The organism is Pseudomonas parafulva (assembly GCF_002021815.1).
In the GTDB taxonomy this organism is placed as follows: domain Bacteria; phylum Pseudomonadota; class Gammaproteobacteria; order Pseudomonadales; family Pseudomonadaceae; genus Aquipseudomonas; species Aquipseudomonas parafulva_B.
The window spans coordinates 867,425-891,485 of sequence record NZ_CP019952.1 but is presented as its reverse complement, the minus strand read 5'-3'; the positions used below and the strand labels follow the sequence as shown (position 1 = coordinate 891,485).

The window sequence follows — 24,061 nt, the reverse complement described above, 5'->3', positions numbered from 1 at the left end:
ATCACTCACTATTTTGAAGTTCCACGGGCAGCCCAAATGCCCGCAGTGCTTGTGACGCCAAGCACTGCAGGCATTTTTAGCCGCTTACTTCATGGTGAATTCAGCCTTCCAGGCATAATTCGCGCTGAATCCAGAGTTCACAGCCGTGCACGTGGCCCCACCGGAGGGGGTCGCGGTCTTGTTCCATTTAGGCTGTTTAATGCCACCGGACATCATCATCACGAACGTAGTGCTGAAGGCACAGGTTTTACCCCCTGCCGCATACCTCAACATAGCGCCGTTGGTATCGGGGCTTACCAATCGTTGCACGCTAAAGGTAATCGACGAGCCGGGCTGTACCTCCTGAAGTGGTGTGGGCCTGGCAATCTGATACGTACTGGTCTCGTTCGCATTGGTCAGCTGGAGCTTCACCGGCTCGGTTCCGAGATTTCTGAACGTCACTTCAACGGGCGGCCCCGCAAGGGCTGGGGCCGCTGCCAGCATGACTGCGGTGGCAGAGAGGATTCGCATGCAGTTCTTCATCGTTTCAAGCCTCGTCTCTTCCATGTGGTTTGGGATCAGAAGCCTGCGTGGGCCGGCCACGCATTGACTGCGACGATCCTTCGTTCACAGCCGCCAATCACGACGTCTGGCCATGTTGGCGGCCCGGCGCTGAAAAACCTTAGGAACTGAAGGGTCTTCAAGCGTTACGAGATGTAGCGAGAAAACGTGGAGCCCAGCTGTGTGAGCCCGTTTATTGACCTCAAGAAATAAACACCGGGCCGAAAGACTTCAGCTTGCCATCATCACCTGGGGCATTTTCTTCATTTTTCCCCTCCCGGCCCCCATGCTGGCATATGAGCGTCCCGAAATATTTGCGTCCTGTGTATACCGAGCCCAAACCGACACGTGCCGAGCCAGGATGCCTTGCTGCCCGAAGGTGTGGCGCGGGTGCCGCAGTTCGTAGATTAAGCCAGTGCGCTGCGGCACTTGACTCCCATCTCACCTTCCTCGATCCACAGCCGGCCAGCCCCTGCCCTTTTGAGCCTTCCCCCATTTCACGCTACGATGCTTCAACCCTCGCGCAACCAAGGTCTGCAAGGCTCATGATCATCGGCGCTCTCCTTATCCTCACCTGGCTGGTGCTGTTGCTGCGCTACCCTGCCAAGGCCTTGCCGATTTCGCTGGCCGCCGTGGGTGGTCTGGGCCTGGTGGCCTTGTTCGTCATCTGGCAGGACACTCGCGAAACCTCGCAACTGGCCCGCTTGGACATGCGCCTTGCCTATGCCCCCACCCAATGCCCCGCCGACCGCCCCTTGCAGGTCACCCTGAAGAACGGCAACAAGGTGCCGCTCACCGAGCTGCGCTGGCGTGTGGCGGCCTATGCGCCAGGCGACACAGTCAACCTGGCAGAAAATACCTACAATGCACCGCGCTACCGTGGGCCTGGCGAATTGCAGCCGGGCGCGCAGTGGTCCGATTGCCTGCCATTGCCTGCGCTGCGCTCGGGCTACCGTGCACAGACGTTGGAATTCAGGGCCGAGCACCTGCAAGGCAGCTTTGCCAACTGACTCCTTGTCGACGCCCAACGGCTGGCGACCGGTTGGCGACTCGGCGCAGACCCGCTGCCCCTCCACACAGACCCAAAGGCCTTCTGCATGTCGACAGTCCTGATCACCGGTTGCTCCAGCGGCATTGGCCGCGCCCTGGCCGATGCGTTTCGCGATGCCGGCCATCAGGTCTGGGCCACCGCCCGCCAGGCTGAAGATGTGGCGCGCCTGGCCGCTGCGGGCTTCGTTGCCCGGCAACTGGATGTCAACGACCCACACGCCCTGGCCCTGCTCGCGCAGGAACTCGAGGCACTGGACATCCTGATCAACAACGCCGGCTACGGCGCCATGGGGCCGCTGCTCGATGGCGGGGTCGACGCCCTGCAGCGCCAGTTCCAGACAAACGTGTTCGCGCTGGTCGGCGTGACACGCGCGCTGTTCCCCCAGCTGCGTCGCGCCCAAGGCCTGGTGGTGAACATCGGCAGTGTCTCCGGCGTGCTGGTCACGCCGTTCGCCGGCGCCTACTGCGCCTCCAAGGCTGCCGTGAAGGCCCTGAGCGACGCCCTGCGCCTGGAACTGGCGCCGTTCGGCATCCGCGTGATGGAGGTGCAGCCTGGGGCCATCGCCTCGCAGTTCGCCAGCCACGCTCAGCAGCAGGCGCAGCAGGTGCTGGCGCCGCAATCGCCGTGGTGGCCACTGCGTGAACACATCCAAGCCCGGGCCCGCGCCTCGCTCGACAGGCCGACACCGACGGCGACCTTTGCCCAAGGCGTGCTGAAAGCGACCCAGCGTTCGCCAGTGCCGGCACGGGTGCGGCTGGGCAATGGCAGCACGGCCCTGCCGCTGATGGCCCGCCTGGTGCCGCAGCGTTTACTGGACAAGGTGCTGCGCAAACGGTTTGGCTTGTCACGAACGTTGTAGGCCGGTCACGAGCCTACGCGTTCAGACCTTGTCGAATGCCTGCCACCCACCGCCGAGCGCTTTGTACAGCCCCACGAGCGCCTGGGATACCGCGGCAGCGCTGTCGATCCACTGCTCTTCGCTGGCCAGCAAGGCCGACTGCACGGTCAGTACATTGAGAAAATCCACCGCGCCTTCCACGTATTGACGCTGGGCCGTTTCCAGGGCGATGCGGTTCTGGCGCACGGCTTCGGCGAGGCGATCGCGACGCAGCTGGCTGGCGTTGTACAGGCGCAGCACATCATCGATTTCATGCCAGGCCCCCAGCACCACCTTGCGGTAGTTCAGGGCCGCTTCCTGCTGCTGCGCCTGGCGCAGGGCCAAGGTGCCCTTGAGGCGACCGCCTTCGAAAATCGGCAGCGACAGCTGCGGCCCGAAGGCGAAGCGGCGAGCATCCCAAGCACCGAAGTCAGCCAGCTGCATGGCCTGGAAACCCACGTTGCCAGACAGCCGGATACGTGGATAAAAATCAGCCTTGGCCACGCCGATGCTGGCCGTGGCAGCATGCAGGCGCGCCTGGGCCTGGCGAATGTCCGGACGACGCTCGGCCAGCTCCGACGGCACGCCGATGGCGAACGTCTGCTGCGGGGCGGGCAGCTCACCGGCTTGCAGCAAGCTGCCCTGCAGGCTGCGTGGGGGCTCGGCCGCCAGCAGGCTCAAGGCATTGATCAGATCGTCACGGCGCGCCTGCAAAGTGGGCAGGCGCGACTCGATCAAGGCGACCTGGGCGTTGGCCTGGGCCACGTCGAGCCGGGTGGCCACGCCTTCGGCCTGACGGTCTTCGGACAACTTCAGGCTGTGCCGCGCGACCTTGAGGTTGTCCTCGGTCACCTGCAACGTATGCTGCACCGCGCGCAGCTGGATGTAATCACCGGCCGTTTCGGCGAGCAGGGCCAGCAGGACGCCGTTTCGGTCGTTCTCGGCCACCTCGACACTGGCGTCGGCTGCTTCGACCTGACGCCGCACACGTCCCCAGACATCCAGCTCCCAACCTGCTACCAAGTCACCCTGCCACAGGTTGAAAGCCGATTTGCCCGCGTTGCCGGAGGGGTCGCTGAGCCCTTCGGCGCTGTTGCGGGCACGGCTGTAGCCGGCATTGGCGTCCACCGACGGCTGCTGGTCGGCGGCCACGGTGCTGCGCAGCGCACGGCTTTGCAGCAAGCGGGCACTGGCGATCTGCAGATCAAGGTTGCGCGCGGCGACCTGTTCGATCAGTGCGCTGAGCCGTGGGTCGTGAAAGCTGTCCCACCAGCGCAACTGCATGGGCTCGGCCACAGGTTGGCTGGGCGCGTGCTCACCCTCCAATTGGTCCCACTGCTGGGGCGCGTGGGTATCGGGCTGCTGGAAGTCAGGGCCAAGGGTACAGCCCGTGAGCAGTGCAGCGAGCATTATGGCCGCAGGGGCCTTGCCCCCCAAACGCGTGATGGGCCGCGATGAACGGGCTGCCTGTGGGCCGGCGGGTGCAGGGCTCTGCGCGTAGGTGATGTTCATCGGGCCGTCACCTCGCTACCGGCCAGCTTATCGCCTTGGGTATCGCTGGTCGTGTCGATGATCGCTTCGACCGACATGCCCACACGCAAGCGCGTCAACAACGGCTGCCCGTCATCGAAGACGATCTTCACCGGGATGCGCTGCACCACCTTGGTGAAATTGCCGGTGGCGTTGTCCGGCTTCACCGCGGCGAACGTCACCCCCGTGGCCGGAGCGATGCTTTCGACGTGCCCATGGAGTCGTTCATCGGCAAAGGTATCGACGCTGATGCTGACCGGCTGACCGGGCTGCACGTGGGTCAATTGGGTTTCCTGGAAGTTGCCTACCACATAGGCCTGCTGCAGGGGCACCACCGACAACAGCCGCGCCCCGGGGTTGACATAGGCCCCGATGCGCAACGCGCGTTCACCGACCATACCGTCCACCGGCGCCGTGATGCGGGTATAGGAGAGGTCCAGCCGGGCCTTTTCCACCCCGGCTTCGGCGCGCTTGAGCTGGCCATCGGCGCTGGCGACCTGAGCGGCGAGGATGTCCACCTGCTTGCGCGCAGCTACCGAAGCTGCACGGGCATTGGCCAGGCGAGCACGGGCCTGATCCACGGCGCTGCGTGCCTGCTGGGCGTTTTGCACGGTACCGGCGCCCTGCTCGGCCAGGCGTCCGTAGCGGCGAACTTCATGATCGGCGAACGCCGCCTCGGCCTCGGCGGCTTTCACCGCTGCCTGGGCCTGAGCAATCAGCGCGTCCTGGCGGTCGAGGGTGGCACGGGCATCGGTGCTCTGGGCCTGGGCCACTAGCAGCTGCGCCTGGGCAGCGTCCAGGGCAGCCTGGTAGTCGCGGGCATCGATGGTGGCCAGCAGTTGGCCGGCCTTGACTTGCTGGTTGTCCTCGACCAGCACCTGGGTGATGAAGCCGGCGACCTTGGGCGCGACCACGGTGTAGTCGGCGGTCACGTAGGCGTCGTTGGTGCTCTGCCGGTGGTCGCTGCCCAGCAGCCAGGGACCGACGAGGGCGGCCAGCACGGCCACGGCCAGCACAGCGCCGATGAACAGGGTTTTACGGTGGGTGGTCATTTGGCGTTTCTCGAATTCAGACAGGGGTCAGGCCACCGCACGCGGTGGATAAACCCGGGTGGGCATGACAGGAATCAGGCAGATCAGGGCTACGGCGATTACGGCCAGGACCAGGTAGAGGTCGGCCGAGGTCAGTACCAGCGCCTGGTCATGGATGCGCCTGGCAAGGCTGGCAGCGTGGTCGTCCAGCAACGGGGCATTGCCCAGGCTGTCGACCAGGTGATTGGAATGGAAATGCCGGCGCAGCGTGCCCAGGGCATCGAGCAGCCCGCCCGCCACGACGGCGGACAAGCCCTTGACGGTGTTGAACCAGGCCGAGGCGAAGGGGCCTTCCTGGGGGCTCATGCCCGTGGTCGAGAGCATCAGCAACGGCAGCACCGCCATCGGCTGGCCGAACACCTGCAACAGGTAGAACGGGTAGAAATCGGTGCGAATCCACTGGCTGGTGAGCAGGCTGCTGCCGATGCAGGAGGCGGCCAGCATCCCCAGGCCGATGCCCAGCACCCAGCGACAGTCGACTGCGCGGATATTGCAAAGCGCGGCGGTCAGCGGCAGGGCGATCAATTGTGGCATCGCCACCAGCAGCATCAGCGGGCTGGTCTGGGCGGGCCGGTAGCCCTGGAGCTGTGCCAGGTAGGCGGACGGCAAACTACCCACACCCGAGAGGACGATGAGCACGCCCGCGACGGTCAACAGGGCAAAGGCCAGGTTACGCCGGCCCAGCAAGCGCAGCTGGAAAAACGGCAAGGGCTCGGACCACTCGTTGAACATGAACAGCACCAACAACAGCAGCCCACCGCCCAGCAGCCAGCAGATCAACGGCGAATCGAACCAGCCCCAGCGATCACCCAAAGACAACCCCAGCACGATACCGCAGATCGCCGGTAACCCAAGCAGCACACCACGCCAGTCGAACTGCCTGAAACGCTCCAGGCGCAATGGGTCCTGCGGCAGCCCCCACGCCACGCAGCCACCGGCCACCAGCGACGGCAGGATGATCTGCCAGAACGCCCAGCGCCAGCCGACGTATTCGGTCCACAAGCCGGCCAACGGTGTACCCAGGTTGGGGCCGAAGGTGGCAGTCAAGGCATAGCACGCCAGGCCGTAGACCTTGATGCCAGGGGGCAGGAAGCGCAGCGCCACGCTCATCAGCATCGGCGGCAGTGCCCCCGAGGCAAGCCCTTGCAGCACCCGCAGCAGCATCAGGCTGTGCAGGTTGGGGGCGAAGGGTTGCAGCAGACCCAGCACTGCGAAGGCACCGATGGCTGCCAGGGTGAAGCGCCGCAGGGAAAAGGTGGTCGCCAACCAGGGCGAGAAGGCCATTGCCGAGACGGAGGCTGCGCTGTACACCGCCAGCAGCCAGGCCCCCTCATCGGCACCGATAGCCATGGCCCCGCGGATATCGGCCAGGGAAATCTTGGTCACGGACTCGTTGAGGCCCGCACACAGCACCGCCAGCAACACGCCGAACAGCCCGACCACCACCTGCAGGCCGAACGCGCCCTGTGCAGGGGCGGTCGATGCAGGCGTGGCAGCCAGCCCGCTAGCAGGGGCAGAAACGGCATTCATTTAGAGACATCTCCAGCAACACTTTTACGACTGGAGCGATTTTAGGCAGGGTAAATGCTGACGAAAACTGAATTATTGGCAGTTTTATATTGCGCCAAACGCAACGATGGCCTGTTCAGGGATCGCTTCGGGTACACGCCTTGATCGTCTGACGCAGCCACTGGTGGGCCGGGTCGTTGTCGAAACGTGGGTGCCAGGCCTGCATCACGTTCACTTTTTCAAGCGGTACGGGAATCTCGAAGGCGCGCAGGGGCAGCTTTAGGCGCTGGACACTGTTCAGGATGTTGGCTGGAATCGGCAGGATCAGGTCCGAATCGGGTAACGAGAACATCGCCGAGTGAAAGCTGGTGGTGATCAGCGCCACCCGGCGCTCCACCCGATGGTTGGCCAGGGCCACATCGATCGGACCGTTGGCACGGCCGCGACGCGACACGCTGATCTGTGGGAACGCGGCGAAGCGTTGTGGGGTGATGTCCTGGTCGAAGACCGGATGTTCCATGCGCGCCAAGCCGACGAAATAGGTGCTGAACAAACTCTGCACCTTGATCTCCGGCCCCAGCTCCACGGAGGAGCTGACGATCAGGTCGATGTGGCCGTTGCGCAACATGGCATCGTCGTCACTGCTGCCTTCGGGCACGAAACGCAACACGGTATTGGGCGCGTCGGCCAGCATCATGCGCAGCAGCTTGGCCCCGTAGAGGGCGATGAACAAATCGTTGGTACGCACGTTGAAGGCACGGTGCAGCTTGGACAGATCGACGCCTTCACGGCTGCGAAACACCTGCCCGGCCTGCTCAACCAGGCCATGCACCTGCTCGCGCAGGGCCAGGGCCCGTGGCGTTGGCACCAGCCGGCGACCGGCGCGCACCAGGATGGGGTCGCCCATGGCCTCGCGTATGCGCCCCAGCGTGCGGCTCATGGCGGCTGGGCTGAGGTTCATGCGTTGTGCCGCGCCTACCACGCTGCCTTCATCGAGCAGCACGTCGAGGGCGACCAGCAGGTTCATGTCAGGGAGTTGCATGGCCGTTTTCCGAGACGACGTTGGGAAACGGCGATGTTAGCAGGTTGCTCGATTGCGCCCGACGCAATGTGCTCGTGCGTGGCAGGGCCTTTATTCGCAGTCCAGGTGAGGTCGAGAATGGCAGCAGCAGGTTCGGCCCCATGCCGGAAGACGAGCCACCACTCACGATAAAGGATCCCGCATGCCCAGCCCCGTGCTCATTGCCATCGACGCCTCCCCTGCCACTCAAGCGCTGCTCGCCCTGGCCCGCCGCTGGTGTCGCCCTGAAGACCATACCTTGCATGTACTGCTGGCCATCGATGCCACCTTTGCCGTGCACGAACAACCGGCGCCCTACACGGCCGACGAACAAGCGCAGTACCCTGCCGCGTGCGAGGAACAGCAACAGGCCGATCATGCCCTGGGCGAGGCGGTCCGTGCCTTGCAGCAGGCAGGCTTCGCCTGCCAGGGCTGCATGGTGGCCGGTCAGCCTGTGGAGGTCATCGTGGCCAGGGCACAGGCACTGGAATGTGAACTGATCATCATGGGGCACCGTCATCTGTCGCGGCTGGGGCGACTGCTGGACCCCTCGATCAGTGCCAAGGTGATCGATCAGGCCCAGGTGCCGGTGCTGGTCGGGGCGGCTGAACGTAGCGCTTGAGAAGCTGAACATCAGGTAAATGCGGGACCTGTAGGAGCGGTCTTGTACCGCGATGGGTCGCGCAGCGGCCCCAGGAATATTTGCTGCGAAGCTGAAATCTTGGGGCCGCTGCGCGGCCCATCGCGGCACGAGACCGCTCCTACCCGGAAATCGACTAGCCTCCAAAGGTGGCACTAGGCAGTTGCTTTTGCAAAGTCCAGGGCCCGCTATCTCAGTCGATACAGGGCCAAGGAGCAGGCTTGCCGGGGCCGTGCTGTGGCCCATCGCGGCACGAGGCCGCTCCTACAGGGGTAACGTGCCGCAGTGTCAGGCCGCCGAGTGCTTCACTGCGGATCGACCACCACCGTACAGGTAGTCCCCGCTGCCAGGAAGAAGCCTTCGGGCACCTGGTCGATATGGATGCGCACAGGCACCCGCTGGGCCAGGCGCACCCAGTTGAAGGTGGGGTTCACATCGGCAATCAGCTCGCGGCTCTGGGGGTTGTCGCGGTCGTAGATGCCCCGGGCGATGCTCTCCACATGGCCCTGCAAGCGTTCCCCGCTCATCATCTGCAGTTCGGCAGGGTCGCCTACCTTCACATGGGGCAACTTGGTTTCTTCAAAAAACCCGTACACCCAGAATGACGCCTCATCGACCACCGCCATCACCGCCTCGCCGGTGCGTGCGTAATCGCCCTTGTGAACGTTCAGGTTGGTCACATAGCCATCGACCGTGGCCACGATCCGGGTACGTTTGAGGTTCAATTCGGCGGCCGCCAGGGCCGCCTGGGCCTGCTGGTAGTCGGCCAGAGCAGCGCTGGCAATGTTGCTGGCATCGTCGCGGTTTTCCTTGGAGATCACCAGGTTGTCCAGGTCGGCACGGCGCCTGGCATTGACCCGGCGCATTTCCCAGGTGGCCTTGCGGGCGGCGACCAGGGCCTTGGCCTGTTCGACCGCCAAACGGTAGTGTTCCGGATCGATCTGGATCAACAGGTCGCCCTTGCTGACCCGCTGGTTGTCCTTGACCGGCACATCGACCACGTAGCCAGGCACATCGGCCGCCACGTTGATGATGTCGGCGCGTACCCGGCCATCCCGGGTCCAGGGGGTGGTCATGTAATGCAGCCACAGCTGACGACCGATCACCACGGCGGCCGTCAGGACCAGCAACGTGGCGACAAGGCTGAAGAACTTTTTCATCGAAGGATTCTCACCAGTAGAGCGACAGCGCCGGGGCGCCGAACAGGCAGACGAACAGGCTCAGGCGCAGCAGCGCCGGGTGCCAGAAGAAACGGTAGCCATCAACGCTGGCAATGAACCGGTCAAGCCCCCAGGCCAGGCCTAGCGCAAACAGGAACATCAGGGTCAGGGTGGGCATGTACACGCCGTGGAAGGCGATTTCACGAGGCATGGGGCAACCCTTTGGGTGGCGCAAGCGGTGAGTGGGGGTCGAGCAAGGACGAGCGGATGAAGTGCAGGTAGCTCTGCACACGGCGTAGCACTGACGTGTCGAAGTGCCGCGCAAACGGCTCGTCGGTGGCCTGGACTCGGGAAATGGCATGGTCCACCGCCACCAGGGCACGCTCATGATTCCCGACGCTGGGCTGCAGGAACAGGCGCGCCAGGGCACGGCCCATGACCCGGATAGCCTGGCGCCACGGCTGGGACTCGGCATAGGCCGGGTGCACGGGGGCCCGCGCCTGCTCCTTGCGCAGCTCGATGACCGCATGGCCGATTTCCAGCACGCTGAACATCCAGCCCATCAACTGGCTTTGCACCTGGGGCTTGCCGGCCGCCAGGCCATAGGCCTGGTGCAGCAAGTCGCGCGTGCGGCTTTCGAAAGCCGTGCCGATGCCGCGCAGGCGCCCGCTGATGGCAAACAGCACTTGTTCACGCAAGGCCTGCTCCAGCCGGCTCCACAACCAGCGGCTATTGGGTGGCAGGATGATCGCCCCGGCAGCCGCGCACACGAACATGCCGACGACCATGGCGATGTAGTCGTTGATGAAGCTGTACGGGTCATACACCGTCAGGTTGTTGGGCACCGAGCCAATGGCGAAAAACACCAGCAGGCCAATGCCGTAGCCCGAGTAGGCCGGGCGCGACGAGAGAAACGCACCCAGCACGAACACCGGCGCCAGGACCATGCACAGCAAAGGGAAGCCGTCGATCCAGGGAAACACGAAGAAGGTTTCGAAAAAACCGACCACCGCGCCGATCGCCGTGCCGCAGGCCATCTGGAACGACAGCCGCTTGGGGTTGGGCGAGGCCGCCGACAGCCCGGCGGTGACCGTGGCGATCAAGGTCATCATGGCGCCGCTTGGCCAGTCGCTGATCAGCCAGTAGCTGCCCAGCAGCAACAGCACCGCCGCCGAACGCAGCCCGGCTGCCAGGCATACCAGCGTACTGGTCTGTGCCACGTAGGGTTCGTCCCACTGCTCCCGCGCGTGGTTGTGCACGGCCAGGGAGGCGTGGGTTTCGGCGTAGCTGTACATCTCGTCTACGAAGCGGTAGAGCAACTCGAACGCCGTGTGAAAATCCAGCAGGTCGGCTTCGCCGGGCGCGGTGGCCAGGTAGTCGGCGCGCAAGCTGCGGACCTGGGCCTGCAACCCTTCGCGGTAGGCACCGAGCTCGAGGGTCAGGCGCAAGGCGTCGGCGTCGGTCAGCGCGCGCCCCACATAGGGTTCGAGCAGGTCGACGAGGGTGTGCAGGCCAGGCTCGATGGCGCTGACGATCTGCACAGGCCCGCGTGCGCGAAGCCGCTCGATCAGACGGTGCAGGGCGTTGAAGCGGGTGGTGATGGCCATGAATTCGCTGTTCATGCGCACCAGCCGGCCACTGCGCCGACGCATGTGCGGGTCCTCGAAGGCAGTGACGTTGCGCAGGCTTTCCAACCCCACCGCCTCGGCCACGAAGCGCACATTGCTGCTTTCGAAACGCTCACGCTGACTGTCGCCGCGCAAGGCTTCGACGACTACCGCCGCGAACGCGCCAAAGCGCTGGTACAGGGCGTTGCGCATGGCGGCACTGGCCGACTGCGGCAGGATGGCGGCGCTGACGAAGGTGGACACCAGGATGCCCAGGGCAATCTCCAGCACTCGCCAGACCGCGGCCATGAATGCCTGGTCGGGGTGCTGCAACACCGGCAGGCCGATCATCGCCGCGGTGTAGCCGGCCAGCACGAAGCCATACGCCTGGAAGGTGCGGTAGCGCATGGCGCCTGCCGAGCACAGGCCCACCCAGACGGCCAGGCTGGGCAGAAACAGTTCGGTGTTCTGCGGGAAGACGGCCATCAATGCGACCATCATCACAGAGCCGGCCAGGGTGCCCAGCACCCGGTAGAAGCTCTTGGCGAACACATGCCCGCTTTGCGGCTGCATGACGATGAACACCGTGATCATGGCGGTACGCGGCTGCGGCAACTCCAGGCGCATGGCCAGCCACAAGGTGATGAAGGCTGCAGCCAGCACCTTGAAGATGTACACCCAGGTGACCCCATCGGTCCGCACCCAGGCATGGAAACCGCGCCGCCATTGCAGGCTCTGCGACCAGCGCAGGGGTAAACCCCATGTGCTCATGGGCGTGCTCTCGGCTTGGGGTTGAGAATGGCGAGGGTTGCCGGCGTGGCTGGCGGCGCCTGGCGCTCTTGGTCCGGTACATCCGAGCCGGCTTGCAGACCGCCGCCCAGCGCCGTCACCAGGGCGGCGTGGGCGATCAGGCGCGCGGCCTGCACCTGCTGCTGAACCTGTTGCTGACGAAACAGCAGCGTTTGCGCGTTGAGCACGTTCAGGTAGTCGGTAAGGCCCCGCTGGTAGGCGACCATGGCGATGTCATAGGTTTTCTGCGCGGCGGCGACCGACTCGGCCGCGAAGTGCGCCTGCGCCTGCATCGATTCGCGACGCACCAACTGATCGGAGATGTCCTTGAGCGCGCCGATCACCGTCTGGTTGTAGCGCGCCACGGCCACATCATAGTCGGCGGCGGCGGCCCCCAGTTGCGCGCGCAGACGCCCGCCATCGAAGATCGGCAGGGTGACGGCCGGGCCGACGGTGTAGTTGAACTTGCGCCCGGTGAGAAACGCCAGCGGGCCGCCGCCAGTGGCGACGAAACCCAGGCTGCCGATCAGGTCCACGTTGGGGAAGAAGCCGGCGTGGGCCATGTCGATCCCACGCGCCTGGGCAGCGACCTGCCAGCGGCTGGCGACCACATCGGGGCGCTGGCCGACCAGTTCGGCGGGTAGCCTGGAGGGCAGCGTCAGCGGTGCGGCAAGGACCAGGCTGGGGCGCTGCAGCTGCGCGCCCTCCCCTGGCCCCTTGCCCGCCAGGGCGGCCAGCTGATGGGTGGCCAGGACGATAGCCTCGTCCAGGCTGTCGAGCTGGCGATGGGTTTCCGGCAGCGGCGCCTGGGCCTGGCTGACCTCCAGATGGGTGCCGATGCCCGCGTCCAGGCGACGCTGGGCCAGGTCCAGGATCTGCTCTTGCTGCGCCAGTTGAGCCTTGATGATGTCGCGCCGGGCGTAATGCAGGCTCAGCTCGATGTACACGCTCACTACCGTGTTCTGCAGCTCCAACTGGGCCTGCCTGGCCTCTGCCACCTGTCGATGGGCCTGGTCCACGGCCTGCTCGCTGGCATTGCGCTCGCGCCCCCAGAGATCGAGGGCGTAGCTCAAGCCAAGGGTTGCGTTGTTATCCCAGGTGGTGGCACCGGACAAGTCGCCAGGGCCATAGAAGGGGTCGTCAGGCCAGTTGTGCCGGTTGAGCGTCGCCTGACCGTTGCCTTGCAGGTGTTCGGCCGACTCGGCAAGGCCAGCCAGGGCACGCGCTTGACGCACCCGTGCTGCGGCGATGGCAAGGCTAGGGTTGGCGGCCAGCGCCATTGCTATCCAGTGATCGAGCTGGGGGTCGCGGTAGGCGCGCCACCATTGCTGGTACGGCCAGTGGGCATCGGTGGCGGCCTGCTCGATGGCTGCACTGGGGCTCAGGGTGTTGGCTTGCAGCGTTTGGGTCTGCGGGGCAATGCCCCAGGTTCCGATACAGCCGCTCAAGGTGAGGGCAAGGGCACAGGCACTGAACGCTTGAAGCGTTCCGATGATGCAACGCGGCACAGCTGCGATATCCCGAGGAAGAGGTGGAGGGGCTGGGCAATTCTAGGGGGCGGCCACACTGGCGATAAGCGCTGATTCCTGCGAATCTTTGTTACTGAAACGGCGATAATCAGCCTTTGGTCGAAGGCAACTTTTCATCCTGGTTGCACGACTTCGTGACACAATTTTGTCCTCTACATCGAGAGTGACCCATGGACACCCTGCAAAACATGCGTGCCTTCAGTTGCGTGGCCCAGCTCGGCAGCTTCACGGCCGCAGCGGGCCAGTTGGATACCACCACCGCGAACGTCTCGCGAGCCGTCTCCAACCTGGAAGCTCATCTGCAAACACGCCTGCTCAACCGCACCACGCGCCGCATCGCGCTGACCGAAGCCGGCAAGCGCTACCTGATGCGCTGCGAACAGATTCTGACCTACGTCGAAGAAGCCGAGGCCGAGGCCAGCGACGCCCATGCCCGCCCTGCCGGGCAGTTGAAGGTGCACTCGATGACCGGGGTGGGCCAGCATTTCGTGGTCGATGCCATTGCCCGCTACCGCGAATCGCACCCGGACGTGACCTTCGACCTGACCATGGCCAACCGTGTACCCGACCTGCTCGACGAAGGCTACGACGTGTCCATCGTGCTGGCCACCGAGCTGCCGGATTCAGGCTTCGTGTCGCAACGGCTGGGCATCACCTACAGCATCGTCTGCGCGTCGCCGGCCTATATCGCCCGTCATGGCGTGCCGCACAAACCGGCCGATCTGCTCAAGCATGCCTGCCTGCGCATGGTTAGCCCGGTGATACCGCTTGAAAAATGGCTGTTTGACGGCCCCGAAGGCCAGGAAATGGTCAACATCACCAGCTCGCCGTTCATGGTCAACACGGCCGATGCGATGCGCACAGCCATTCGCAGTGGCATGGGGGTGGGGGTATTGCCGATCTATTCGGCCATCGAAGGCTTGCGTAACGGCACCCTGGTGCGAATCCTGCCGCAATACCGGCTGCAGGAACTGAACCTGTATGCCATCTACCCGTCGCGCCAGTACCTGGACGCGAAGATCAAGACGTGGGTGGAGTACCTGCGTAACTCGCTGCCGGAAATCCTCGCGGCCCATGAAGCCGACTTGAAAGCGCACTGAGCCACCACCGGGCCAAGGGTTGCAGCCTGCTGCGCACAACCTGTAGCTTCAGGCTTTTGCCTTCAGGTGAACGATGAAAAAGACCGTCCTTGCCTTCAGCCGGATCACCCCGGCCATGGCCGAGCGCTTGCAGCACGATTTCACCGTGATCATGCCCGATCCCAAACGCGGTGACGTCAACGCGCAGTTCAACGAAGCCCTGCCGCATGCCCACGGCCTGATTGGCGTGGGCCGCAAGCTGGGGCGTACCCAGCTCGAAGGGGCCGGCAAGCTCGAAGTGGTGTCCAGCGTGTCGGTGGGCTACGACAACTACGATCTGGACTACTTCAACGAGCGCGGCATCGCCCTGACCAATACGCCGGACGTGCTCACTGAAAGTACGGCTGACCTGGGCTTTTCCTTGATCATGGGCTGCGCCAGGCGAACCGCGGAGCTCGACGCCTGGACCAAGGCCGGCCATTGGCAGGCCAGCGTGGGGCCTGCGCTTTTCGGCAGTGACGTGCATGGCAAGACCCTGGGCATCGTCGGCATGGGCAACATCGGCGCGGCCATCGCCCGGCGGGGTCGCCTTGGCTTCAACATGTCGGTCATCTACAGCGGCAACAGCCGCAAGACGGCCCTGGAGCAGGAATTGGGTGCGCAGATGCGTAGCCTCGAGCAACTGCTGGGCGAAGCCGATTTCGTCTGCATCGTGGTGCCGCTGTCCGATGCCACGCGCCAGTTGATCGGCGCCCGCGAATTGAAGCTGATGAAGCCCTCGGCGTTTTTGATCAACATCGCCCGCGGGCCAGTGGTGGACGAGGCGGCACTGATCCAGGCCCTGCAGGACGGCACGATCCGCGGTGCAGGCCTGGACGTGTATGAAAAGGAACCCCTGGCCGACTCCCCGCTGTTCAGCCTGCCCAATGCCCTGACCCTGCCCCACATTGGTTCGGCCACCGCCGAGACGCGTGAGGCCATGGCCAACCGCGCCATCGACAACCTGCGCGCGGCGCTGCTGGGCGAACGGCCCAGGGACCTGGTCAATCCTCAGGTGTGGAAAGGCTGAGCACGGGCGTAGCTGACACGGGCCGCAATCAATGCGGCCCTGTTTCATGAACAGGCCTAGGCAGGCCGAGGCACCTCGGGGCCGCGCGCAGCCTTGGGTTTGCGAAACACCAGCACATTGCCCGCCATCACCGCTACCAGGCCAAGCAAGGCGGTGGGCGTCCATTGATAGCCTTCGACGGCCGCCGACACGTTCAGGGCCACCAGCGGGAAAAGCACCGTGCAGTAGGCCGCACGCTCCGGCCCCATGCGCCCGACCAAGGTCAGGTATGCGGTGAACGCGATCACCGAGCCCGGCACCGCCAGGTACAGCAATGAGCCCACGTAGCGTGCGCTCCACTCCATCTCGAACGGAATCCCACCCACCAGGCAGGCAATTGCCAGCATGCCTGCCCCATAAGCCATGCCCCAGGCATTGGTGGTCATGGGCTTGAGCCCGGCCGCCTGCTGAACACTCGAAAGCATGTTGCCTGCCGAAAAACACAAGGTGCCAAGCAGCGCTAGACCAAGGCCGTACAGGGTTTGGCGGCTGGCTGCATGGTGCGACAGCTCCGGCCAGAACAGCAGGCCCAGGCCCAGCAATCCCAAGGCGCCACCGCCTAGTACATGCGGGGCCACCTGACGGCCAAAAAACAGCCGGGCATTGATCGCGTTCCACAAGGTGGCGGTGGAGAACACCACGGCAATGAGGCCGCTGGCGATCCATTGGCTGGCGCTGAGAAAGCAGATGAAGTTGATGCAGAACAGGCATAGTCCCTGGGCCAGGCAGATCTGGTGGCCGCGCCGACCCATGGGCTGCAGGCGCCGGGTGAGCAACAGCATGGCAAACAGGATCAGTGCTGCCAAGGCAAAGCGATAGACGATGGATACGGGGATGGCGACCCCACCCAGCTGGAATTTCAGGGCAATCCAAGTCGTACCCCAGATCAGCACGGTGAGCAGGTAGAGCGACAGGTTCATGGTGTGTTTCCTTTGGGCCTTCCACAGGTGTCCCGGCCAAGGCAGGCATGCCTGGAGTAACGGGCACCGCCAGTGTTTCGCCAGGTAGCCCTGCCCTGCTTGCATAAACTTGCGCTTTTGCGCATCAAGGCGCTGTCACCTGCCCTTGGCCGCAGTAGCATGTGCAGCAGAGGTAGGCCCCGATGACGCCATTCACGCAGCTGCAAGTGTTCAATGTCATGCATGCATCCCCCAACGCCCGGCTGGAGCTCAGCGCGCACCTGGGCGATGGGCTGGCGGCTGCGCTGTGGCGCAACCGCGACGATGCCCGCGACTACCAGGCACCCAGCCACCACACCCTGTCCTGCTACCTGGCTGACGGTACCGGCACCTTTCGGCGCCAACGCCCGGCCGACAAGGGTGCTCCGGACAAGCTGTGCGTATTGCCGGCCGAGCACGAATCGAACTGGGTGATCAACGGGGCCATCCGCATGGCCCACCTGTATGTGAGCCCGGCGCAGTTCGCGCTGGGGTGCATACGCCTGCTCGACCGGGAGCCGCGGGCGCTGCAACTGCAAGAGGCGACCTTCATGGACGACCCCAGGCAGGCCCTGCGCTTTCGCCAGCTGTCAGGCCTTGACTGGAACGAGCCGGCCGAACGTTTGCTGGCCAGCAGCCTGGCCCACGAGATCGTCGACCATGCCTTGCTCAGCCAAGTGGGCCTGCGCCAGGGGCTGCGCCTGAAGGGCGGGCTGGCGCCCAGCCAGCGCCGGCAGTTGGTCGACTACATCGAAGCACACCTGGAGCATGCCCTTACCCTGGGCGAGCTGGCCGTGCGCTGCAACCTGTCCGAGTACCATTTCGCACGCATGTTTCGCGTGAGCTTCGGCTTGCCCCCCCACCAATACCTGCTGGCCCGGCGCCTGCACCGGGCGTGCCTGCTGCTGCGGCTGGGCCATGCGCCCTTGGGCGAGGTGGCCCTGGCCTGCGGTTTCGCCAGCGCCAGCCATTTCAGCAATCGCTTTCGCCAGGTGCTGGCGGCCACGCCTGGGGAGTATCGTCAGGCCCTGGGCCGCAGGGCTGGTCGCTAGAATTCGAAGGTACCCGATACGCTCACCTGCCGCGCATCGCCCACCGCCACGAAGTACTGGTTCACCGACGAGCTGTAGTACACCTTGTCGAACAGGTTCTTGACGTTCAGTTGCAGGCGAACGGTGTGCGCGTCCAGCTGGGTCTCGTAGCTGGCGAAGGCGTCGGCCACCGTGTAGGACGGCAGGTCGAAGGTGTTGGTGGCATTGCCGGTACGCTCGCCCACATAACGCGCCCCGGCACCGGCGCGCAGGCTGTCGCCACCGAACAGGCTGCCGAAATCGTAGACGGCGGACAACGAAGCGCCGTGCCGCGCCACGTTCTGCAGGCGATTGCCCTTTAGGGCCGGGTCTTGGGTGACCTTGGCATCGGTGAAGGCGTAGCTGCCGATCAGGCTCCAGCGCTCGCTCAACTGGCCGGTCAGGTCCAGCTCGACGCCCCGGGAGTTCACTTCACCGGCATTGCTGTAGACCGTCTCGCGGGTGCTCGAATCGAAGTTGGACACCAGAACGTTGCGCTTGGTGATGTCGAACAAGGCCAAGGTGCCGGTGATGCGCCCTGGTACGTCGAGCTTGGCCCCAAGCTCCCACGACTTGCCCTCTTCCGGGGCGATGGCGCCGTCGAGCACCACGTTGCCGGCCAGTGGTGCGATGGTCGAGTTGGGCTTGAACGATTCGCTGTAGCTGCCGTAGAACGAGAGCTGTTCATCGACCTTGTACACCACCCCCGCATGGGGGACCCAGGTTTGCCCATTGATGTCGGTGTTGGCCTTGAACGGGCGCCCGCGACCGGCGTACTGGTCATATTGCTGGAAGCGCCCACCGGCCACCAGGATCCAGTGATCGTCCAGGTGCAGCGCATCCTGCATGAACAAGGCGTCAGTGCGCAGCTCGTCGGTCTGGTCACTGTCGGAGGCGCGCACTGTGCTGCCCTCCACTTCGCGCCCATACACAGGGTTCAGGTAGCTGAAGGGGGTGCGCGGCGTCTGGCGGATCAGGTCGGCGCGGTACACCTTGCGGTCTTCATGGTCCAGGCCCACCAGCAGATCATGCTGCAGGCCTGCCAACTGGACCGTGCCGGCCAGGCTCGCCGTGACGAACTGGTCTCGGCTCATGGCACCGCGCGTGCCATCGATGCTGCGCGTCAGTGTGCCAGTGCGCGGGTTGACCCCGGTCACGCGGACCTGGCTGGCGTCATAGGTTTCCCGGTTGAAGCTGTAGCCCAGGTGCAGCTTCCAGTCGTCGGCAAGCTGATGGTCCAGTTGCAGGCTGTAGAGGTCGGAGCGGCCCTGCATGTCGTTGAACGGCTCATCCAGGCGCCGCGTGGCCGGGATGTTGAGCGGATGGCCGTCGTTGCCGAAGGCCGTGCCGCGGTCGAACGGGTAAAGAAATTCACGGTGCTCGTAGGCCACCACTACTTGGGTATCCTCGCCCAGCCAGGCCAGCGAGGGGGCCAGCAGTGTCTCGCGGCGCACGCCGTAGTTGCGCCAGTAGTCTTCGTCCGTGTGGTCGGCAATCAGGCGGTAGGCCAAGTTGCTGTCGCCCAGCGCACCGGTGCTGTCGAACCCACCACCGCTGCCGTTCTTGCCATCGCCGTAGGTCGAGCCGCGTGCAGTCAGTACGTTGTAGGCCTGCAGCTGGGGCCGCTTGCTGACCACGTTGATCACCCCGCCTGGATCCTGGATGCCGTACAACAGCGAAGCCGGCCCCTTGAGCACCTCGACCCGCTCGGTGCTGGCGCTGAGGCTGCGGCCCTGCACCAACGGCATGCCATCGCGCATGATCGAACCGTCGCGGTTGTCGCCAAAGCCCCGCTTCATGACGGTGTCGGAGGTACCGCCGAAATTGTTGCCTTGGGTAATGCCGCTGACGTTGGCCAGGGCATCGTCCAGGTTGCGCGGCGCCTGGTCGCGCAGCACTTGGGCGGGCACCACGTTGATCGCCTGGGGGATGTCCTGGGTGGGGCCCTGGCCGCGCATGATCGAGGTGGTGGTGGGCGGCTGATAGCTCAAGCTGTCGAGCTGCGAAGTCACGGTGGTGGCCTGCAGGTTCAAGGCACCGGCGGTGTCCAGCGCTTGCAGGGTGAAGGTATGGGCATCGACCCGTTGCCAGGTCAGCCCGGCATTACCCAACAAGCGCTGCAACGCCTGCTCGGCGCTCAAGGCCCCGTGCAACGCAGGCGCCTGCACGGCAGGTAGCGTCAGGGTATGGACCACGCTCTGCCCGGTGACGCGGCTGAAGGCGGCGAGGGCCTGGAGCAGTGGCTGGGCAGGTTGGTCGAAGGTATAAGCTTGCGCGCGTTGCGCTGCAGTCGCCGCCTGGGTGTAGATGAGCGGCGGGAGTACTGCAAGACCGAGCCAAAGGGGAACGCAACGCAAAGTAGACTTCATGGACGCTGACCTGAGAGAGGGTATTGAGTGCGAATGAATCGCACTTTCACGTACTACACGGTTATGGCGTGCTGTTACCTCACCTGCGGTAGGAAGTTTTTTTGGAGGGCATGAAATAGGGTGGTCAACGACCAGCAATCAACGGATAACCGTGAACCGACCAAGCACTGTCTGACGCGAAAAGCCGAGCACTGCGCCCAGTGAGTCCAGCGCCTGCAAGGGTTCGGCAATGGGGAAGCTGCCACTGACTTCACGCCGCCCCAAAGCCTCGTTCAGCAGCACGATGTGGCCGGGGTAATAGCGACCCAGATCCTCAACCACCTGGGCCAGGGGCGCCTGGGAATAGGTCAGCCAACCCTCGCGCCATGCCAGGTGCTGCTCGCTGTCGACCGACAACGTGTGGCTGACCTGCCCCGCGCCGTAGCTCACCTGCTGATTGGCAATCAACTCACGTGCCACGGCCCCCTTGGACGGGCTGACCGCCACGCGACCGGCGCGGACGGTGACCTGGGTGGCGGCGCCCTGCTCGCGCACTTCGAACTCGGTGCCCAGCACTCGCACCTGCCCATCGGCGGCCTGCACCACAAAGGGCTCGCCGGTGTGGGTGACCTTGAAGAACGCAGCGCCGTGCAGCAACCGCACGCGGCGCTGGCCGTTTTCGAATTGCACGGCAATCGAACTGTGGGCGTCCAGCGTGACCGCCGAGTGGTCTGGCAAGGTCACTTCGCGCCGGTCGGCCGACGTGCTGTAGTCGGCACGCAGGTCCAGCAGCCAATGACCGGGCTGCCACCCACCGAGCATGCCGATGGCCATGATCAGGCAAGCGGCCATGGCCAACGCCCCTGCACGCCAACGTCCGGGGCGCCTGACAGCGGGCGGGCTCATCCGGGCGAGGTAATGTTGCAGGGCCAGCCGGTCTTCATCGGCCAGGGTCGCCGCAGCGAGGGCGCTGTGGTTCCACAGCGCCTGCGCCTGCTCGTACGCGACCGGATGCCGCGGGTCGGCCAGCAGCCAACGCCTGAACGCCGCACTGCGGGCTTGCTCGGGCTGCCCATTGATGCGTACAAGCCACTGCAGGGCGGCATCGGATTGTGCCTGAGTGACAGCAGGTAACGTGGTGGTCACGGCGTGCCCCGTGGTGGTCGTGGAATGGGCGCGGCCTGGGCGACACTGGCCTTGCACGCTTGCAGGGCACGCATCATATGTTTTTCCACAGCGCTTTGGGACAGGTGCATGGCGCGTGCTATTTCGCTGTACGTGCAGCCGTGGACACGGTTGAGCAGAAAGATTTGCCGGGTACGCTCGGGCAACGCACGCAAGGCGTTTTCGATGCGTTGCAGATCGTCGTCCACCTCCAGGGTCTGCTCCAGCGTCTGGCTCACAAGGTGCGCGCTGCCCTGTGAAACATCGGCCAAAGCACGCTGGCGGCTGCTTTCGCTGCGCAGATGATCGATGGCCAGGTTGCCGGCGCAGCGCATCAAGTAGGTGTCCAGGGCTTCGACCTTCACTTGCGCACGCCCCCAGAAGCGCAGGAACAGCTCCTGGACCAAGTCGGACGCGGTGGCCCGGCAACCTACCCGGCGACTGACCAGCGCCTCCATGCGCGCGCGCTGGGCCATGAAGACTTGGATAAAGCGGGCACGAGCGCTCGATTCACCCTCTGAGCCGTCGTTCTGCGTCGTGGGGCTCATGGCATCATCCGGCTAACAGGACCAACAACGGCCCCAGCAATGCACTGACGGCGGCCATGCCGACCAGCAAGCGAGGCAGGTACGCCAGCCCGAACACCCACAAGGTCACACCTGCCATCGCAACGGCCGTCCACTCCACAAGACCGTGAGCCCAGCCCCGCGCCTGCACGCCAAGGGCCAATGAGACCAGCAGCATGAGCCAGCCGGTCGCTCGTAACAGCCGCGGTTGTCCTGGGACCGGCGTGAGGCCCAAAAGCGCTTCGAAGTGCTTGGGCATGGCCAGACACAAGGCGGCGAACCCCGCGAAGGCGATCAGGGCGATACCGAGCATCACTGGACCTGCGCCGTTTCATGGCCAACCTGGCTGGCGCGTGAACGGGAAGGCTTGGCCAAGGCCAGCGCAGGGCGCAGCTTCTTGCTTGCCAGCCAGGCCAGGAACAGGCCGCAGCCCAATGCGGTGAGATCGAACCCAGCCATGCTCCAATCGCCATCGATGATGGCGTGGTTGAGCCCGTGCGCGGTTGTCAGCGCGTTGAGCAGTGGCAACAGCGTGAAGGCCAGCGCCCCGAGCGCCAGCTGCTCGCCCCAGGCCCGGCGACCGCTACGCGCCATCGCGTGCACCAGCGCCAGGCCCCATGCCATGAAGAACGCATTGACCTCCCAGTCGGCACGGGTTTCAAGCGCCGCCGGCAGCAGCCGGTTAGCCCAGAAAAAGCTGGCCACTGCCAACAGCAGCCCGCTCATGCTGACGATGTTGAGCACCTCCACCAGACGCAGCTCACGCGGAACGCGCGGGGCCTTGGCATGCTTGAGCTGGCGCTTGTCCAACCACATCACCAGGCCGGTCCCGATCACGGCAGTGCCTGCCAGCCCGAAGCAGAAATACAGCCACCGCAGCCAAGGGCCGGCAAAATTGCCCATGTGCAACCCGGCAAAACTGAATGCCGTCAGCATGGCGCCACTTTCGGGCTTGCCTTGTTCGAGCAGCGCGCCTGTGGCGCCGTCGAAGGTCCAGTTGGCACTGCGCCGATAGGCAACGTGGTCGGCGGCAGACTGGGTGAAGGTGACCCGTGCGTTGCTGTCGCCCGGGTTCTCGACCCGAATGTTGCCCACCCGCGCCCCCGGTTGCAGCGCCTGGACCTGGGCATAGAGCGCCGGCAGTGGGGCAAGCGGCGCGGCGACCTGGGCTGCCTTGGGCGCCTCCCCTGCCCCAAACAAATCATTGAAGTACTTCGAGGTGTCATCACCGTAATGCGCCATCAGCCCTGCGGGCATGACCAGGTACATGAACAGCACCAGGCTGCTGTAGCTGATCATCAGGTGAAACGGCAGCACCAGCACGCCGATGGCGTTGTGGCCGTCCAGCCAGGAGCGCTGGCCCTTGCCAGGGCGGAAGGTGAAGAACTCCTTGAACAGTTTCTTGTGGGTGATGATGCCGGTGACCAGGCCGAGCAGCATGATCAGAGCGCAGAATGTCGACAGCCAGCGGCCATACGGATAAGGCATCTGCAGCTGGAAGTGGAACCGGTAGAAGAACTCCCCGCCGCGGCTGTCGCGCGCCGTGACGGGCTCGCCCGTCTTGGCATCGAGGGTCTGGGTGACGAAGCCGCGAGGCCCGCCGTTCACATCCCGGTACCCGACCTTCACCCTTGCTTCACGCTCATTGGGCAGGCGGATGAACCAGCTTTGCGAAGCGGGCGCCTGACCTTGCAGATAGCGCTGCGCCGCGCCCAGCGCGGCTTGCGGATTGGGTGCGTAATGGCCTATCTCAGGCTGCATCCAGTGGGTGATTTCTTCCTTGAAATACGACAGGGTGCCGGTGAGGAAGATGGCAAAGAGCAACCAGCCGAACAGCAGGCCCGTCCAGGTATGCAGCCAGGCCATCGCCTGGCGAAAGCCGTCTTTCATGACAATTTCATCCAATGGACCAGCGCGCCGAGCAGCCCGAGCACCAGGCTCGGTATCAACACACCCAGCCACGCCCGCCAGGCGTCACGGCAGGCAAAGCAACCGATGAAGGCCAACACGTAGAACACGAACGACAGCATCAGGCCGATCAGCGTGGCGTCGACCGGCGCTATGGGCAGCGACACAGCCACGCAGAAACTGGCCGTAGACGCCAACAGATAACCGCCAAGCAACGCCGCCAGGCTGCGTGAAGCCACGGCCAGGCGATAGCTGGGCGTGAGGCTGGCGGGTTTACGGGTCATGGCCAAGTCCGGAAATGTTGAAGCCAGCAATAATAATGATATGGATTCTCATATGCAAAGCCTGGCCGACAGCGTGCCGGACAAAAGTGAGCAATCGGCTTTGCTACAAGACATTTATTTTTAAGAGGGGGTTGAATTCGCTGTTGGCTTGCCTGACCTTAGAGTCAAGAGGCGCAGAAATTCCAAGGGTCTCAAGGACCTGGCGTCTCCATG

General features: G+C 64.5%; 22 protein-coding genes. 6 read left to right on the top strand and 16 right to left on the bottom strand.

Annotated elements, in window-relative coordinates:
- Nucleotides 1-84 precede the first annotated feature (84 nt).
- Nucleotides 85-522: a hypothetical protein gene (locus B2J77_RS03910; RefSeq protein ID WP_058637233.1), complete on the bottom strand. Its 438-nt coding sequence runs from the start codon at nt 520-522 to the stop codon at nt 85-87.
- Between the two features lie 563 nt (nt 523-1,085).
- On the opposite strand from B2J77_RS03910, the gene B2J77_RS03905 reads away from it, so the two are divergent.
- Together B2J77_RS03905 and B2J77_RS03900 are read left to right on the top strand one after the other, a co-directional pair.
- Complete coding sequence (locus B2J77_RS03905; protein ID WP_058604910.1) at nt 1,086-1,550, top strand: hypothetical protein; 465 nt, start codon at nt 1,086-1,088, stop codon at nt 1,548-1,550.
- Between the two features lie 87 nt (nt 1,551-1,637).
- Nucleotides 1,638-2,450, top strand: a complete 813-nt coding sequence (locus B2J77_RS03900) for an SDR family oxidoreductase (RefSeq protein WP_078478028.1) — start codon at nt 1,638-1,640, stop codon at nt 2,448-2,450.
- 21 nt (nt 2,451-2,471) lie between these two features.
- On the opposite strand, the gene B2J77_RS03895 is transcribed toward B2J77_RS03900, so the two are convergent.
- The 4 genes from B2J77_RS03895 to B2J77_RS03880 all read right to left on the bottom strand — a co-directional run bounded on the left by B2J77_RS03895 (nt 2,472) and on the right by B2J77_RS03880 (nt 7,640).
- Nucleotides 2,472-3,878: an efflux transporter outer membrane subunit gene (locus tag B2J77_RS03895; protein ID WP_228385182.1), complete on the bottom strand. Its 1,407-nt coding sequence runs from the start codon at nt 3,876-3,878 to the stop codon at nt 2,472-2,474.
- 98 nt (nt 3,879-3,976) lie between these two features.
- Nucleotides 3,977-5,050: an HlyD family secretion protein gene (locus B2J77_RS03890; protein WP_058604908.1), complete on the bottom strand. Its 1,074-nt coding sequence runs from the start codon at nt 5,048-5,050 to the stop codon at nt 3,977-3,979.
- 27 nt (nt 5,051-5,077) lie between these two features.
- Nucleotides 5,078-6,619 carry an MFS transporter gene (locus tag B2J77_RS03885; RefSeq protein ID WP_078478026.1) on the bottom strand — a complete coding sequence of 514 codons (1,542 nt, stop codon included), beginning with the start codon at nt 6,617-6,619 and terminating at the stop codon, nt 5,078-5,080.
- Between the two features lie 115 nt (nt 6,620-6,734).
- The gene (locus B2J77_RS03880; protein ID WP_058637184.1) at nt 6,735-7,640 is read right to left on the bottom strand and encodes a LysR family transcriptional regulator; all 906 of its coding nucleotides are present in this window, start codon (nt 7,638-7,640) and stop codon (nt 6,735-6,737) included.
- A gap of 181 nt (nt 7,641-7,821) precedes the next feature.
- On the opposite strand from B2J77_RS03880, the gene B2J77_RS03875 reads away from it, so the two are divergent.
- The gene (locus B2J77_RS03875; RefSeq protein ID WP_078478025.1) at nt 7,822-8,280 is read left to right on the top strand and encodes a universal stress protein; all 459 of its coding nucleotides are present in this window, start codon (nt 7,822-7,824) and stop codon (nt 8,278-8,280) included.
- Between the two features lie 323 nt (nt 8,281-8,603).
- Here the strand turns inward: B2J77_RS03875 and B2J77_RS03870 are convergent, their stop codons facing one another.
- Genes B2J77_RS03870 through B2J77_RS03855 form a run of 4 tightly spaced genes read right to left on the bottom strand, consistent with a single transcriptional unit; the run spans nt 8,604 to nt 13,362 of the window.
- A complete protein-coding gene (locus B2J77_RS03870) occupies nt 8,604-9,458 on the bottom strand; it encodes an HlyD family secretion protein (protein ID WP_058604904.1) in 855 nt (284 codons plus the stop codon).
- Nucleotides 9,459-9,468: 10 nt separating this feature from the next.
- Nucleotides 9,469-9,669, bottom strand: coding sequence for a DUF1656 domain-containing protein (locus tag B2J77_RS03865; RefSeq protein WP_078478024.1), 201 nt, complete (start codon nt 9,667-9,669; stop codon nt 9,469-9,471).
- Nucleotides 9,659-11,836: an FUSC family protein gene (locus B2J77_RS03860; protein WP_058637186.1), complete on the bottom strand. Its 2,178-nt coding sequence runs from the start codon at nt 11,834-11,836 to the stop codon at nt 9,659-9,661. The genes B2J77_RS03865 and B2J77_RS03860 overlap by 11 nt, the downstream gene beginning before the upstream one ends.
- Nucleotides 11,833-13,362, bottom strand: coding sequence for an efflux transporter outer membrane subunit (locus tag B2J77_RS03855; RefSeq protein ID WP_078478023.1), 1,530 nt, complete (start codon nt 13,360-13,362; stop codon nt 11,833-11,835). The genes B2J77_RS03860 and B2J77_RS03855 overlap by 4 nt, the downstream gene beginning before the upstream one ends.
- Nucleotides 13,363-13,553: 191 nt before the next feature.
- On the opposite strand from B2J77_RS03855, the gene B2J77_RS03850 reads away from it, so the two are divergent.
- Together B2J77_RS03850 and B2J77_RS03845 are read left to right on the top strand one after the other, a co-directional pair.
- A complete protein-coding gene (locus B2J77_RS03850; protein ID WP_058604901.1) occupies nt 13,554-14,483 on the top strand; it encodes a LysR family transcriptional regulator in 930 nt (309 codons plus the stop codon).
- Nucleotides 14,484-14,556: 73 nt separating this feature from the next.
- Nucleotides 14,557-15,531: a 2-hydroxyacid dehydrogenase gene (locus B2J77_RS03845; RefSeq protein ID WP_058637188.1), complete on the top strand. Its 975-nt coding sequence runs from the start codon at nt 14,557-14,559 to the stop codon at nt 15,529-15,531.
- Nucleotides 15,532-15,587: 56 nt separating this feature from the next.
- Here the strand turns inward: B2J77_RS03845 and B2J77_RS03840 are convergent, their stop codons facing one another.
- Nucleotides 15,588-16,490, bottom strand: a complete 903-nt coding sequence (locus B2J77_RS03840) for a DMT family transporter (protein WP_058637189.1) — start codon at nt 16,488-16,490, stop codon at nt 15,588-15,590.
- A gap of 182 nt (nt 16,491-16,672) precedes the next feature.
- On the opposite strand from B2J77_RS03840, the gene B2J77_RS03835 reads away from it, so the two are divergent.
- On the top strand, nt 16,673-17,560 hold the full coding sequence (locus tag B2J77_RS03835; protein WP_078478022.1) for a helix-turn-helix domain-containing protein: 888 nt from the start codon (nt 16,673-16,675) through the stop codon (nt 17,558-17,560).
- Here B2J77_RS03835 and B2J77_RS03830 read toward each other — a convergent pair.
- The 6 genes from B2J77_RS03830 to B2J77_RS03805 form a co-directional block, all read right to left on the bottom strand.
- Complete coding sequence (locus tag B2J77_RS03830) at nt 17,557-19,947, bottom strand: TonB-dependent siderophore receptor (RefSeq protein WP_078478021.1); 2,391 nt, start codon at nt 19,945-19,947, stop codon at nt 17,557-17,559. The two genes, B2J77_RS03835 and B2J77_RS03830, sit on opposite strands and share 4 nt — an antisense overlap.
- 138 nt (nt 19,948-20,085) lie before the next feature.
- Nucleotides 20,086-21,072, bottom strand: coding sequence for a FecR family protein (locus tag B2J77_RS03825; RefSeq protein ID WP_078478020.1), 987 nt, complete (start codon nt 21,070-21,072; stop codon nt 20,086-20,088).
- Nucleotides 21,069-21,638: an RNA polymerase sigma factor gene (locus B2J77_RS03820; RefSeq protein WP_078478019.1), complete on the bottom strand. Its 570-nt coding sequence runs from the start codon at nt 21,636-21,638 to the stop codon at nt 21,069-21,071. The genes B2J77_RS03825 and B2J77_RS03820 overlap by 4 nt, the downstream gene beginning before the upstream one ends.
- Before the next feature lie 4 nt (nt 21,639-21,642).
- On the bottom strand, nt 21,643-21,969 hold the full coding sequence (locus B2J77_RS03815; protein WP_058637194.1) for a DUF3325 domain-containing protein: 327 nt from the start codon (nt 21,967-21,969) through the stop codon (nt 21,643-21,645).
- The gene (locus B2J77_RS03810) at nt 21,969-23,546 is read right to left on the bottom strand and encodes a PepSY-associated TM helix domain-containing protein (protein ID WP_078478018.1); all 1,578 of its coding nucleotides are present in this window, start codon (nt 23,544-23,546) and stop codon (nt 21,969-21,971) included. Before B2J77_RS03810 ends, B2J77_RS03815 begins: the two co-directional genes overlap by 1 nt.
- On the bottom strand, nt 23,543-23,848 hold the full coding sequence (locus B2J77_RS03805; RefSeq protein WP_058604892.1) for a DUF3649 domain-containing protein: 306 nt from the start codon (nt 23,846-23,848) through the stop codon (nt 23,543-23,545). Before B2J77_RS03805 ends, B2J77_RS03810 begins: the two co-directional genes overlap by 4 nt.
- Nucleotides 23,849-24,061 lie beyond the last annotated feature (213 nt).

Coding starts and splice junctions, on each gene's coding strand:
- B2J77_RS03860 (WP_058637186.1), bottom strand. CDS start 11,836: ATGAGCACATGGGGTTTACCCCTGCGCTGGTCGCAGAGCCTGCAATGG.
- B2J77_RS03830 (WP_078478021.1), bottom strand. CDS start 19,947: ATGAAGTCTACTTTGCGTTGCGTTCCCCTTTGGCTCGGTCTTGCAGTA.
- B2J77_RS03810 (WP_078478018.1), bottom strand. CDS start 23,546: ATGAAAGACGGCTTTCGCCAGGCGATGGCCTGGCTGCATACCTGGACG.
- B2J77_RS03815 (WP_058637194.1), bottom strand. CDS start 21,969: ATGCTCGGTATCGCCCTGATCGCCTTCGCGGGGTTCGCCGCCTTGTGT.
- B2J77_RS03845 (WP_058637188.1), top strand. CDS start 14,557: ATGAAAAAGACCGTCCTTGCCTTCAGCCGGATCACCCCGGCCATGGCC.
- B2J77_RS03875 (WP_078478025.1), top strand. CDS start 7,822: ATGCCCAGCCCCGTGCTCATTGCCATCGACGCCTCCCCTGCCACTCAA.
- B2J77_RS03900 (WP_078478028.1), top strand. CDS start 1,638: ATGTCGACAGTCCTGATCACCGGTTGCTCCAGCGGCATTGGCCGCGCC.
- B2J77_RS03910 (WP_058637233.1), bottom strand. CDS start 522: ATGAAGAACTGCATGCGAATCCTCTCTGCCACCGCAGTCATGCTGGCA.
- B2J77_RS03905 (WP_058604910.1), top strand. CDS start 1,086: ATGATCATCGGCGCTCTCCTTATCCTCACCTGGCTGGTGCTGTTGCTG.
- B2J77_RS03880 (WP_058637184.1), bottom strand. CDS start 7,640: ATGCAACTCCCTGACATGAACCTGCTGGTCGCCCTCGACGTGCTGCTC.
- B2J77_RS03820 (WP_078478019.1), bottom strand. CDS start 21,638: ATGAGCCCCACGACGCAGAACGACGGCTCAGAGGGTGAATCGAGCGCT.
- B2J77_RS03805 (WP_058604892.1), bottom strand. CDS start 23,848: ATGACCCGTAAACCCGCCAGCCTCACGCCCAGCTATCGCCTGGCCGTG.
- B2J77_RS03865 (WP_078478024.1), bottom strand. CDS start 9,669: ATGCCTCGTGAAATCGCCTTCCACGGCGTGTACATGCCCACCCTGACC.
- B2J77_RS03885 (WP_078478026.1), bottom strand. CDS start 6,619: ATGAATGCCGTTTCTGCCCCTGCTAGCGGGCTGGCTGCCACGCCTGCA.
- B2J77_RS03895 (WP_228385182.1), bottom strand. CDS start 3,878: ATGCTCGCTGCACTGCTCACGGGCTGTACCCTTGGCCCTGACTTCCAG.
- B2J77_RS03835 (WP_078478022.1), top strand. CDS start 16,673: ATGACGCCATTCACGCAGCTGCAAGTGTTCAATGTCATGCATGCATCC.
- B2J77_RS03840 (WP_058637189.1), bottom strand. CDS start 16,490: ATGAACCTGTCGCTCTACCTGCTCACCGTGCTGATCTGGGGTACGACT.
- B2J77_RS03850 (WP_058604901.1), top strand. CDS start 13,554: ATGGACACCCTGCAAAACATGCGTGCCTTCAGTTGCGTGGCCCAGCTC.
- B2J77_RS03870 (WP_058604904.1), bottom strand. CDS start 9,458: ATGAAAAAGTTCTTCAGCCTTGTCGCCACGTTGCTGGTCCTGACGGCC.
- B2J77_RS03890 (WP_058604908.1), bottom strand. CDS start 5,050: ATGACCACCCACCGTAAAACCCTGTTCATCGGCGCTGTGCTGGCCGTG.